The sequence below is a fragment of the Pseudomonas sp. 43A genome, from assembly GCF_013363935.1.
In the GTDB taxonomy this organism is placed as follows: domain Bacteria; phylum Pseudomonadota; class Gammaproteobacteria; order Pseudomonadales; family Pseudomonadaceae; genus Aquipseudomonas; species Aquipseudomonas crudilactis.
The window spans coordinates 814229-826909 of the sequence record NZ_CP054880.1 but is presented as its reverse complement, the minus strand read 5'-3'; the positions used below and the strand labels follow the sequence as shown (position 1 = coordinate 826909).

The following is a 12681-nucleotide window of genomic DNA, read 5'->3' as shown; positions in this document are numbered from 1 at the left end:
CCGATAAACATGACTTCAAGCCAGCCCTTGACCAAGTCGGTTAAGATACCCCGCTAATGATGGGGAGCCCGATATGCAATCGATTGATCACAGCACTTACGAGGCACTGCGCGCCGGTGCACACGTACTGGAAGCCGACGGCTCCGGCGACAAGGTGCTCAGATTGGCCGATGGACGCATGCTCAAGCTGTTCCGGCGCAAACGCTTGCTCAGTTCGGCACTGTTCTACCCGTATGCGCAACGCTTTGCCGACAACACCCGGGCCCTCGAACAACGCGGCATCCTCTGCCCCGAAGTGATTGCGGTGTACCGTATCCCGAGCATTGAGCGCGACGGCGTGTATTACAGCCCACTGGCGGGCAATACCGTGCGCCAGTTACAAGGCACCAGCGAAGAGAGCGATTCCCTGAGATTTCAACTGGGTGCATATTTCGCGCAGTTGCACGAAAAAGGGGTGTACTTCCGGTCACTGCACTTTGGCAACGTCGTGCTGACGCCCGACAACCACCTGGGCCTGATCGATATCGCCGACCTGCGCTGCCAGAAGCGCGCACTCAGCGACAGTAAACGCCTGCGCAATTTCGCCCACTTGCTGCGCTACAAGGAAGACCGGCAATGGTTGCTTGGCCAGGACGCCGGCGATACGTTTATTGAAGGTTACCGGCAAGCGCTGCCGAGCAACCGGCAGGCACCCCTGATCTCGCGCCTGCGCCCGTTGCTGGGCTGACCCTAGCGGCCGATGACTACCACCGTGGCGCCTTTTCGGTTGGCGAAGTGCTCGATGATGCGCAACTGGTGCGCAACCAGCCACTCATTCAGCCACGGCTCCTCCCCTTTCGCCTCGATGACGAAATAGCGGTAGTCGCCGGCATGAGCCGCCGACATGGCCTCTTCCTGGGTCAGGACTGGCATCACGTAGCCGCGACCGGCGTAATAGCTGATCCGCCCGTCCTCGAAATAAGTCGGCGCGCCCGGTTCGACATGGGTGGACACCCAACGACCCGCCTCGACGTAGTGGGTTTTGCCGGCACCGGAGGAAATGACGTTAGACAGCATCACCAGCAAGCCGACGATGACCAGCCACTTGCCCAAACGCGGAAACTCGCGAACAAACGCCGCCAGCCCCATCGCCAGCACTGGTACGAACAACAGATTCAAAAAGCTCAGGTAGCGCGTATTCATGAACTGTTGCTTGATGAAAAACAGCACCAGCACCACCAGATACAGCAACGCCGCCCAGGCGAAGGGGCGATAGTCACGCCAGTAAATGCCCAACACGCCCCAGTTGCGACGCAGAACGAACGGAACGGCGAAAGGCCCCATCAACTTCACGAAACTGATGGTCATGGTCGCCAGAATGCCGAAGAAAATGATCCGCCCGGCCTCGTCCTGGGAATACTTGTTGATGAGCGAATTGGCAAACTGGTCGCACAACATCTGAAACGAAGACAGCACACCATGAGGTGCGATCATGTCCAGATAAAGCATTACGCGGGCGGACAGGAGCACACCTGACACCGAGACGGCCAGTAGCCCCAGAACCGGCAACAGTGAGTACTGAAAGAATTGCACGCGCCTGGCCGACGACCACAGATTGGGCAGTTGCCACAATGCCAACGCTGGCACCAGCAACAAGGCCTCAAGTCGGAACAAGGCCGCCGCGACAATTGCCAGATGAATCAATGCAGCACGCAGCCAGCCGCCCCGAGCCTGCCAGCGCAACGCAAGCCACAGCGTCAGCGTGCAGAAAAACCAGAAACCGCATTCACGGATGATGTCGTTGCGAAAGGCATTGACCGCCGGCATTGCCAGCACCACCAGGCAAGCCCAACGGGTGACGTGGGGAGAACGCTGACGGACGCAGTCCACCATCAGCGCGCTGGTGCCGGCAAAGAACAGCCCACACCAGAGATAGGCACTCAGCTCCAGAGGTAAACGCAGGAAGGCATGCGTACCGGCCAACAGAAAGGAGAACCATGGCCAATCGAAAGCTGCCCAGGCCACATTGGGCCCTTGCTCGGTAACCTGCTGCGCAATATCAATGTACAGCGCCGCATCGCGCCCGACTGTCGCAGTCCCCAGGACCGCAATCAGCGAGAGCAGGACACTGCCAGAAAATGCCAGCCAGACCGGGTATTCGTCGATGATTCTGGAGACTCGAGTTGCCACTTTACTGCCCGTACCTTTCACCCAGTCACCTCATCGACACGCGTTACAAATTACGCGCCTGTTCATCTGGAACCATCTACCGAAACAGCAGCCGCAAAGCCTTGCGAGTGTACGACCAACGCGAAAACGTGCGCCAGTCTGCACGCAACGCCTGAAAATAAAAGCCCTTGGCCAGATCGTATTCGCCGTGGGAGTAACAGTCGCGAAAAAGGGACAGGCAGCGCTGCGCGAGAAATGCCTGACGCAGGTCGTGCATCTCTTGAGGCATGCGTTGACTGGAAAACACCTCACTCACGACCTGCTCCGTACCCGCAGCAAGGCTCTGGCGCAAATCATGACGCATGCTGTCGGCGTGTTTGTAGATTAGCGCCAGAGGCTTGTCCAGAACGCTGCAAGGGAAGCGGGCCAGCACTTGGGCAAACACCGGCAGATCCTCGACGTTGCGCAAGTGCTCAGGATAATTACCGGGCTGGAACACGTCTCGATGCATCGCGCAGGCGCCGTTGGATATCGATACGGTCTTGTCCAGCAGGTAGCCCTGCAAACATTGCCGGGCCGTCAACGGCAAGGGCTTGACGGACTGCAAGCTGCGCCTGCCGTCGGCAAACACCGACCAGTGGGCGCCAATGACCATCCGGCTTTGCGGGTTGCTGACAATATGCTGTGAAAGCGCAGCCAGCGCGCCGGGCGCCATTTCGTCATCGGAATCGAGGAAAACCAGAAACCGCCCGGTCGTCTCCTCCAGCCCCCGATTGCGCACGGTAGACAAACCGCCATTGCTTTTACGTAACGCACGAAAACGCCCGCCATGCTTGAGCAGAAGCGTCTCCACTACCTCAGGCGTCTCGTCCGTCGACCCATCGTCGATGACCAGCAGATCGGCCGTCGCCTCATCCAACTGCGCCAACACCGACTCCACTGCACGGGGCAGGGTTCGCGCATAGTTGTAAACCGGGATGACGACGCTGATCAGTGTTTCAGTCAAGTTCGTATCCTTTTACACCCTCTTTTACGACCAGAATATCTTCCATGATCAGGTATTCCAGATCCGAGCCGAAAAACATGTTCAGCGCGTCGGTCGGCGAGCAGATCATCGGTTCGCCACGACGGTTGAGCGAGGTGTTCAGCGACACACCATTACCGGTCAGATTTTCCAGCGCTTTCATCATGTCGTAGTAGCGCGGGTTGTATTCGCGCTTGAGCACCTGGGCGCGAGAGGTGCCATCTTCGTGGACAACTTCCGGCACGCGGGTCTTCCACTCATCAGCCACTTCGAAGGTGAAGGTCATGAACGGTGCCGGGTGATCGATCTTGATCATTTGCGGCGCGACGGTGTCGAGCATCGACGGGCAGAAAGGCCTCCAGCGCTCGCGGAACTTGATCTGGTGGTTGATCCGGTCAGCTACGCCGGCCACGCTCGGGCAACCGATGATCGAACGACCACCCAATGCACGCGGGCCGAACTCCATGCGCCCCTGGAACCAGGCCACCGGGTTGCCATCGACCATGATCTTGGCGATCTGCTCCGGCATGTTGTCGAGCTTGCGCCAGGCCGGCTTGTTCTCGTGACGGGCGCAGGCGGCGATCACGTCTTCGTTGCTGTACGACGGGCCGAGGTAGACGTGCTCCATCTTCTCGACCGGCACGCCACGAGCGTGCGACACGTAGGCAGCGGCGCCGACCGCAGTGCCGGCATCGCCGGATGCCGGTTGCACGAACAGCTCTTTGATGTCGTCGCGGGCGATGATTTTCTGGTTCAGTTTGACGTTCAACGCACAGCCACCGGCGAATGCCAGCTTGCCGGTTTCCTTGAGCACATCGCCCAGGTAGTGGTCGATCATCTGCAACGCCAGTTTCTCGAACAGCGCTTGCATGCTCGCGGCGTAGTGGATGTACGGCTCGTCAGCGATATCGCCTTCGCGTTTCGGGCCCAGCCATTCGATCAGCTTCGGCGAGAAGTAGAAGCCTTTGCCCTTCTCTTTGTAGCGACGCAGGCCGATGACGTTGGCGTAGTCGGTGTTGATCACCAGCTCACCGTTCTCGAACGAGGCCAGACGCGAGAAGTCGTACTTGCTGGCGTCGCCGTACGGCGCCATGCCCATGACCTTGAACTCACCGTCGAGCATCTCGAAACCGAGGAATTCGGTGATCGCACCGTACAGGCCGCCGAGAGAGTCCGGATCGAAGAATTCCTTGATCTTGTGGATCTTGCCGTTTTCGCCGTAGCCGAAAAAGGTCGTGGCGTACTCGCCCTTGCCGTCGATGCCGAGGATCGCGGTTTTCTCTTTGAAACCGGAGCAGTGGTAGGCGCTGGAGGCGTGAGCCAAGTGGTGCTCGACCGGCTCGATCTTGATCTTTTTCGGATCGAAACCCAATTGCTCCAGGCACCAGACGATCTTGTTGCGATAGCGCTTGTAGCGACGGTTACCCATCAGGATCGCATCAAGGGCTCGATCCGGCGCGTACCAGTAACGCTTGGCGTAGTGCCAGCGCGCCTTGCCGAACAGACTGATCGGAGCAAATGGAATCGCAACCACGTCAACATCGGACGGCTTGATGCCGGCCTGTTCAAGACAGAACTTCGCCGATTCGTAGGGCATGCGGTTCTTTGCATGCTTATCACGTACGAAACGCTCTTCTTCAGCCGCCGCCACCAGCTTGCCGTCGATGTACAAGGCTGCTGAAGGGTCATGGCTAAGGGCGCCGGACAGGCCAAGAATCGTCAATGCCACAGGGGTCTAGCCTCTTTAGTCTGCGTGCAGGCGCGATGCGCCTTGAATATTGATGTGCCCTCGCACACGGCGAGTGACAGCTAAAGGGCGGGATTATAGCGTAAACGAGTGGGGAATTACCCTGCGCGATTGCCCCAGGGTGAATGGTTCGGAGAAACCTTGCCCTGTGCCTCAATAACCGCCCTTGCGCCAGTAAATACCAAGGTTACCGTCGGTGACCTGACGATAAACCGTATAGGGCAGCGCTACTGTATCGAATACAGCGGACAATGGCAGGTCCAGCAGCACGAATGGCACAAGAAATCCGCTGGGATCAGGAGGCGCGTTCAATACGCAGAAGTCGAAGGCCAGACCACTGTAAATATGAGGGATGGATTGGCAGTAGGTTTTCTGCTTGCGCATGTCCCGAGCGACATCGGCATCGTCCTGCAGTACGGTCAGAACACTGCCGCAGCCAACTAAAAGCCAGGAAATTGCAGCCAACATTGCAGCTTTTTTAATGATCAATATTTGCCCTCCAAGGTCGTTGGGCAAATTAGCATCGGGGCTGAACGGGGCACAGTTCATGACTTCTGGAGAAGCTGTAGGACAAGTCGCTGAATCTTGTCCTCTACTGCTGTAGTGGTTTGACTCAGACCGCGCTGGAGATCTCTTTGGGCAAACGCTGATCTATGACCTTGTACAGTGCGCTGCTTTCCGGCCAGTTGCGCATGAATCGCGCACGGTCACGGGCATAGGCCGGCGCGAAACTGCCGACCGATCCATGCTGACACATCGAGTCAAGATCGATCAGCGCCCAGCGATCCTGCTGCCAGAACAGATTATGCCCCTTGAAGTCGCCGTGGCTGATGCGCTCGTCAATCAATCTGGCGAACAACTGATCCAGCGCCTGCAGCTCCGCTTCCGGTGCCTGGCCATTTTCAACATACGGCGCAAAGCGCTCGATGATATCCGGCCCCGACAGGAACTCAGTCACCAGATACGCACGACTGCGCAGCCACAAGAAGCGCTTTTCCAGTACCGCCAGCGGCTTGGGCGTGGCGATCCCGAGGAACGCCAGGCGATTGCCTTCGCGCCACGAATGCCACGCCCGACTCGGCCGCCAGAAACGCTTGAGCCAATGCGCAAAACCCTTGATGTTGTAGCGCTTGATCACCAGCGTGCGCGCACCGGCCTGAACCTTGCCGACGCTCGCCGCACCACCGGTCTTGTACAGATGGCCCTGATCGAGCAACGCATCGGCTTGCTCCAGTACCGGCAGCATGGCTGATTCTTCTTCGCGACGGATCGCGCGCAGAGCGAACGCTCCACGCTGCACACTGAACAGCGTGCACTCGCGACCGACCTTGATCAGGAAGTCTTTCAAACGCCAGCGACGCACTTTGTCGATCTGTTTCTGCAAGGCTTCCAGCGGCAACGCGTGTTCGCTGTTGCTCAACAGGTAATACACCAGCAGCTCTTCAGTGAACGGCTCCAGCGCCTTGGGTAACTGGGCGAAAAACACTCCGAGGTTTTCCAGGACTTTTTGTCGCGATAGCGGCTGGCCGGCGGTCTCGGCACAAATACCGGCACCGTCAATCAAGTACAACTGGCCGCCGTGACGCAGCAGATTGTCCAGATGCAGGTCTTCCTGCCAAAGCCCCTTGCCGTGCAACTGTGCAATGGCGCCCAGCGCCTCGGCCAACACCGCCGATTGCTCGTCGGCCAATACCGGTAGCGACTCGACTTTCCCCCAGGCATCGCCGAGGCTTTCGGCACCCTCAAGGAAATCGAACAGCAGCCAGCCACCTTGGCCATTTTTCAAACCATCGGCCAGCAGTAACGGTGTCGTCATGCCTTGCGCGGCCAACAAGCGCACGCCTTCCAGCTCGCGCTGGAAATGTCGGGCAGCCTTAGCGCCCACCAGCAATTTGGCCAGCACCGGACGCCCGCGCCAGACACCGGCGCCAACGTAACGCTGCCCCGGCAGGACTCGCAGCAGACTCAGCAATTGCAGATCCGCACTGCCAGCGGCATCAGCCAGAGTCACCGTCAGCGGCAGTTGCGGGGCTCGCCCGACAGCGGCCAGCTCGGACAATTGCATCAGCGCGTCTCCTTGTGACTGCGGCGCGCGGTCAGCCGGCCGAGCCAGCTGTCGAGCAACGTGCTATCGGTCGACTGATCGAGATAAGCCGCCAGTAACTCACGCAGTTGCGCTTCGTTCCATTCCGGCGCGCGGCGTTGCAGCGGCTCCAGATCCTTGATCCGGTCGCGCATGCCGAACAACAGAGGCCGGGTTTTTTCCAGGTCGATCAATTGCGCCTGATACCCGTCACCGGTAGCCCGCAGAAAAATATGCTTGGGATAGAAGCAGCCGTGCACCTGACGCACACCGTGCAGATGTCGCGCCAGCAATCCGCAGGCCTTGAGGATCGCCGAATGCTCTGCGGTACTGAGCTGCGCCCAACGCTGCAAGAGCGACTCCAGATCGCTCCAGCCGTCCAGCGCGCGGGTTAGCAGGATCGCGCGAACTTCGCCGTCGACCTTGCGCTCACCGAAAAACGCCGCCTGCAGTGCTGGAATACCGAGTTTGCGATAACGACTGATGTTACGAAACTCGCGGGCAAAACTGGGCTCGCCGAAAGGCGCGTGCAAGGTGCGTGTCAGGTAGTTGCTCTGGCGCTTGAGGTAATAACCCTGCCCCTCCAGGTCCAGACGGAAGACACTGCTCCAACCGCCACGGGCGGTATTGGGTTCGTCCACAGCCTCAAGTTGTTTCGACCATAGCGCATCAAAAGTGCCCAGCCCGTGGCGCTCAAGCAGCGCGCGGTCTTCAGCAGCGAGAAAATCAGTCATTCGCGTCCCTCGAAAAATCTCACCACGTGCCGAATCCGTTTCTTGTCGGCGCTATCAAGCCGATCGCACTGGCGGTATTGCTTATAGAAGCGCAGGCGTTGGGTATTGGACAGGTGGTATTTGGCGAGTTTATCGAGACAGGCCAGATCCTTGGTGATCCGATACTTGAGCCAGAAGCCGCGCCAGAACTCGCCGTTAGGGCAATCGATCAGAAATATCCGCGCCTGCTCATCGATCAACAGGTTGCGCCATTTCAGATCGTTATGGGTAAATCGGTGATCATGCATCGTCCGGGTATAACCGGCCAGTTGCCGGCTGACAGCGTCGACCCAGGCGCCATCCTTGAGCTTCGGATCCTTGCGCTCGGCAAGCGCCGAAAGGTCTTCGGTGTTGGGCAATTCGCGCGTGATCATGGCGCCGCGATCATACGCCGCGCCACGTCGCTCCAGGCCCCAGGCGACCACTTCAGCGGTGGGAATGCCCCACTTGGCGAAGCGCTTGAGGTTCTGCCATTCCATCTTCACCCGTGGCTTGCCGAGGTAACGACGCAAGCCTTTACCGGCACCGACATAGCGCTTGACGTAATAGTTGACGCCATTGCGCTGCACGCGGATGACTTCCGACAGCGGGTCACGGGTCAGGCGTTCACCTTGCAACGCAAACACGGCTTCGAGGCTGCCAAAGTCTTCGGCGAGCTCGCTGTATTGCGGCTCAAGCGTCCAACCCGCCATCAGAGCGCATCCCCGTAGCGCTGTTTACGCGCATAGAGTTTGTTCGCCTTGCCTTCCAGCCAGCTCAACAGCGGCGCTTCTTCAGCCAGAATCTGGCGCAGCGGTTGCTGGAAATAGCCTTTGAGGAAACGCAGTTTGTCGCGGCGGGTCAGGCCGATGTCGAGCGCGGAGAAATACAGCGCCGCCAGATCTTTGTTGCGCCAGCGCTGAGTGATCTTCGCTCGGGTCTGGGCGCGGTGCAGGTCGATCACCGAGAGTTTGAAATCTTCCGGCGTCACCGGTTTATCGGTGTGCAACAGGAAGTGGCAGATGTAGCAGTCGCGGTGATTGACGCCAGCGCGGTGCATCATGCCGGTCATGCGCGCGACTTCAGCGATCAGCGCGCGCTTGAGTTTTGGCTCCGGCGGCTGCTTGATCCAGTCGATACTGAAGTCTTCAAGGCTGATGGTCGGCGCCAGTTCTTCGGTGACGATAAACGAGTGCTGATCCGCCGGGTTGCTGCCCTTCTCACCGTAGGCAACAGCGGTCATGGTCGGCACGCCGACTTCCTGCAGACGCTGGATGGCTGTCCACTCCTGGCCTGCGCCGAGTACCGGCAGCTTGGCAGTCAGCAGGTTTTTGAAGATTTCGCCCCAGCCGATGCCGCGGTGGATCTTGACGAAAAAGCCGTTGCCGTCGACTTCCGTGCGCAGTGTCCGGCGTGCTTCCAGCTCGCGGTATACCTCGCCCTGCAAGCCTTCGACTTCGGCGAACGGATCGCGCCCGGCCCAAAGGCTTTTGAACGGTTCAGCCAGCATCAACTTCATTAAGCGTGCTCCGCCAGAATCACATCGGCCGCGTGCTGCGGCATGCTGTAAAGGTCGGCCGTCTCGGCGAAGGCCAGACCATTGCGGCTCCAGGCCGCGCGTGCAGCGTCGTCATGCAACATTTCAGTCAGGTATCGCGTCAGTTGCGCCTGATCGAACGGCTCGTCCAGCACTCGCCCGGCGTCGGCCTCGGCGATGTAATGGGCGTAACCGCAGACCGCGCTGACCAGCACCGGCAAGCCGGCGACCAGCGCCTCAAGTAACACGGTACCGGTGTTTTCGTTGTACGCCGGGTGGATCAACAGATCGGCGCCAAGCAGAAAACGCGGGATATCGCTGCGCCCCTTGAGGAACGTCACGTTATCGCCCAAGCCCAGCGTCGCGCTCTGCATCTGGAATAATTTGGGGTCATCCTGGCCGATTACAAACAATCGAGTGCGTTTCTTCAGCTCGGCAGGCAATCCCGCCAGCGCTTTCAGGCTGCGATCAACGCCTTTGGTCTTGAAGCCGGAGCCGATCTGCACCAACAGCAGTTCGTCATCCTTGAGATTGAATTCAGCGCGGAAACCGGCGCGGATTTCATCAGCATCCGCCGGACGTCGACGATCCTGGGCAATGCCCGGTGGCAGCAGATGGAAGCGCTCGAGCGGCGTGTCGTAATGCTTGATGAACAGCGGCTGCTGCACTTCGGAAATCATCAGCACTTCGGTCTTCGCGTCTTTGGCGAACACCGCGCGCTCGTACTCGGCAAAGTGGCGATAACGGCCCCAGCGGCGGTACAGCGAATTACGCAGGTTCTGCGCCTTGTCTTCGAAGCAGCCGTCGGCGGCGTAATAAACGTCCAGACCGGGCATCTTGTTGAAGCCGATCAGGCGGTCAACCGGACGCTTGGCCAGATCCGCTTCCATCCACGCACTGAGTTTTTCGTTGCGGCGGTGATTGAAGAACGCCTTGACCGGCGCTACCAGCACCTCGAAACCGGGCGGCACGTCGCCTTCCCAGATCAGCGTGTAGACGCGAATCTGGTGACCGCGCTTCTGGCATTCGAGGGCAATGCGCATGAAGTCGCGCTGCAAGCCACCGAACGGGAAATATTTGTACAGGACGAATGCCAATTGCATCAGCGCAGCTCCTCAGCCATTAACAACGTGCTCAGTCGGCTGGCGACACGCTCGGGGTTCAGACGCGTGAAACACAAAGGCTGCTCACGCTTCAGGTCAAACTGACGGGCATCCTGCGCGGTCGGTTGATAGGTACATTTCTTTTGCAGGCATGGCGCGCACGGGAAATCGCTGGCCAGATGAATCTGCAATTTTCCGTAAGCGCCGGTCAGGCCCGGGTTGGTCGGGCCGAACAACGAGATGGTCGGCACGTCCAGCGCAGCGGCCAAATGGCCGAGACCGGTGTCCACCGCGACGCACGCTTGCGCGCCGGCGAGGACTTTACCGACGCCGGCCAGATTCAGCTTTGGCAGCACTTCGGCGTGCTTGAAACCGGCAGCGATGCGTTCGGCACGAGCCTTTTCCTGCGGGTTGCCCCACGGCAGTTTGACGCCGACGCCGAGGTAGCCGACGCGTTCGGTCAGTTCGCGCCAGTAGCTTTCCGGCCAGTGTTTGGTGTCCCAGGTGGTGCCGTGCAGAAACACCACAAAGGCGTTTTTGCGCGGCAGCTCGACCAAGCGCTCGACGTTGAGGCCGTAGTCGCCCAAACCTTTGGGCAAGTCGTAACCGAGGGCGATGGCGAACAACTGCCGCACACGCTCGACAGCGTGCTGACCACGGGCCACGGCCAACTTGCGATCGTAGAACCGCGACGCCATCGGTTCGCGGGCCGAACCTTTATCAAGGCCCGCCACCGGCGCTTTGACGTAACGGGTCAGCCAGGCGCTTTTCAGCAGGCCTTGGGCGTCGATCACCAAATCGTATTTGTTCGCGCGCACGCTTTGCTTGAAGCGTTTCCACTCACCGCTGGTGATGGTCTTCCAGATGTTCTTGCGCCAGCGGCGGATCGCCACCGGAATCACTTTGCCAACGGCCGGGTGCCAGGTCGGAATCTCGGCAAAGCCTTCTTCCACGACCCAGTCGAACTTGATCCCGGGAATGGCCCGGGCGGCATCGGTCAGCGCCGGCAACGCATGAATCACGTCGCCCAGCGATGAAGTCTTGATCAGCAGTACCCGCAACTTAATGAACCTCGACCACGGAGCCCTGCAATTTATGCAAGGCATCGTTGACCGCGTCCGGCATCAGCTGGCGCAGGCAGTTGTAATGGCCGAAACGGCAGGTACGGTCGAAGCACGGACTGCAATCGAGACCCAGACGGACGACTTCAACGTGCTCGGCCAACGGCGGAGTGAAACCCGGCGAGGTCGAGCCGTAGACGGCGACCAATGGACGGTTCAGCGCAGCGGCAACGTGCATCAGGCCGGAGTCGTTGGACACCACCGAGTCGGCGCAGGACATCAGGTCGATGGCCTCGGCCAACGAGGTACCGCCGCTGAGGTTGACCGACTCTTCACGCAGGCCCGGGATCAAACGTGCGCGGATATCTTCGCCGACGGCGTGATCGTTTTTCGAGCCGAACAGCCACACCTGCCAGCCTTCGCGGATACGCGCCTCGGCGACTTTGGCGTAGTGCTCGGACGGCCAGCGCTTGGACTCGCCGAACTCGGCGCCGGGGCACAGGGCCAACACCGGGCGATCGAGGCTCAGACCGAACTTGGCCAGCGCCGCTTCGCGGGTCACCGGGTCGATTTGCAGGCTCGGACGTGGATACGGTTTCGGCAGCTCGGCGTTCGCTTCATAGGCCAACGCCATGAAACGCTCGATCATCAGCGGATAGCGTTCTTTGTCGAGGATGCGCACGTCGTTGAGCAAGCCGTAGCGGAATTCGCCGCGCCAGCCGGTGCGTTTCGGGATGCCGGCGAAAAACGGCACCAGCGCCGATTTCAGCGAGTTCGGCAGCAGGATCGCCTGGTCGTACTGACCACGCAGGGACTTACCGATGCGCCGACGCGTCGCCAACTCCAGCGCGCCGTGGCCGAGCGGGAAGCTCAAGGCCTGGCGCACTTCGGGCATGCGCTCAAGGATCGGCCGGCTCCACTCGGGGGCCAGCACGTCGATTTCGCACTGCGGGTGGCGCTGTTTGAGACACTGAAACAGTGTCTGCGCCATCACCATGTCACCGACCCAACTGGGCCCAACGATCAGAATATTCATGTGGTTTCCATAAACGAACCGGGGAGGCATTTACGCCTCCCCGCCTCGATAATCACTGAGGGAACGGCACTGCTGGCGATGGGTCATTACCTTCAACATGACTGTCGACTGTCACTCCGCTATCGCGAGCAGGCTCGCTCCCACATTGTTTGTTCGTCCTGCTTCAGATCTACAGACACTGTAGATCCCC

Annotated in this window: 12 protein-coding genes; 1 reads left to right on the top strand and 11 read right to left on the bottom strand. The window is 59.7% G+C overall.

Translation table 11 applies throughout. The annotated features are described in order from the left end of the window. The first annotated feature begins 73 nt into the window (after positions 1–73). On the top strand, positions 74–727 hold the full coding sequence (locus HUW52_RS03550; protein ID WP_016985667.1) for a lipopolysaccharide kinase InaA family protein: 654 nt from the start codon (positions 74–76) through the stop codon (positions 725–727). A 2-nt stretch (positions 728–729) separates the two neighbouring features. Here HUW52_RS03550 and HUW52_RS03545 read toward each other — a convergent pair whose 3' ends face one another. From HUW52_RS03545 to waaF, 11 genes are all read right to left on the bottom strand, one after another. After that, entirely contained in the window at positions 730–2169 is a 1440-nt protein-coding gene (locus HUW52_RS03545; protein ID WP_256667900.1) for a hypothetical protein, read from the bottom strand. Positions 2170–2245: 76 nt separating this feature from the next. After that, positions 2246–3154 carry a glycosyltransferase family A protein gene (locus tag HUW52_RS03540; RefSeq protein ID WP_016985665.1) on the bottom strand — a complete coding sequence of 303 codons (909 nt, stop codon included), beginning with the start codon at positions 3152–3154 and terminating at the stop codon, positions 2246–2248. Further along, positions 3147–4901, bottom strand: coding sequence for a carbamoyltransferase (locus HUW52_RS03535; protein WP_093430132.1), 1755 nt, complete (start codon positions 4899–4901; stop codon positions 3147–3149). Before HUW52_RS03535 ends, HUW52_RS03540 begins: the two co-directional genes overlap by 8 nt. A gap of 171 nt (positions 4902–5072) precedes the next feature. Then, entirely contained in the window at positions 5073–5408 is a 336-nt protein-coding gene (locus HUW52_RS03530; RefSeq protein WP_026000647.1) for a YceK/YidQ family lipoprotein, read from the bottom strand. A 124-nt stretch (positions 5409–5532) separates the two neighbouring features. Beyond that, on the bottom strand, positions 5533–6984 hold the full coding sequence (locus HUW52_RS03525; protein ID WP_175552990.1) for a lipopolysaccharide kinase InaA family protein: 1452 nt from the start codon (positions 6982–6984) through the stop codon (positions 5533–5535). Then, positions 6984–7736 carry a lipopolysaccharide kinase InaA family protein gene (locus tag HUW52_RS03520; protein WP_175552989.1) on the bottom strand — a complete coding sequence of 251 codons (753 nt, stop codon included), beginning with the start codon at positions 7734–7736 and terminating at the stop codon, positions 6984–6986. The genes HUW52_RS03525 and HUW52_RS03520 overlap by 1 nt, the downstream gene beginning before the upstream one ends. Continuing rightward, positions 7733–8467, bottom strand: a complete 735-nt coding sequence (locus HUW52_RS03515) for a lipopolysaccharide kinase InaA family protein (RefSeq protein ID WP_016985661.1) — start codon at positions 8465–8467, stop codon at positions 7733–7735. Before HUW52_RS03515 ends, HUW52_RS03520 begins: the two co-directional genes overlap by 4 nt. Next, positions 8467–9273 (bottom strand): lipopolysaccharide core heptose(I) kinase RfaP, encoded by an 807-nt coding sequence (rfaP, locus tag HUW52_RS03510; protein WP_175552988.1) that lies wholly within the window; start codon positions 9271–9273, stop codon positions 8467–8469. Before rfaP ends, HUW52_RS03515 begins: the two co-directional genes overlap by 1 nt. Further along, entirely contained in the window at positions 9273–10394 is a 1122-nt protein-coding gene (locus HUW52_RS03505) for a glycosyltransferase family 4 protein (RefSeq protein ID WP_175552987.1), read from the bottom strand. Before HUW52_RS03505 ends, rfaP begins: the two co-directional genes overlap by 1 nt. Continuing rightward, the gene (waaC, locus tag HUW52_RS03500; RefSeq protein ID WP_016985658.1) at positions 10394–11455 is read right to left on the bottom strand and encodes a lipopolysaccharide heptosyltransferase I; all 1062 of its coding nucleotides are present in this window, start codon (positions 11453–11455) and stop codon (positions 10394–10396) included. The genes HUW52_RS03505 and waaC overlap by 1 nt, the downstream gene beginning before the upstream one ends. Before the next feature lies 1 nt (position 11456). Further along, complete coding sequence (gene waaF / locus HUW52_RS03495) at positions 11457–12491, bottom strand: lipopolysaccharide heptosyltransferase II (RefSeq protein WP_175552986.1); 1035 nt, start codon at positions 12489–12491, stop codon at positions 11457–11459. Between the last annotated feature and the right edge of the window lie 190 nt (positions 12492–12681).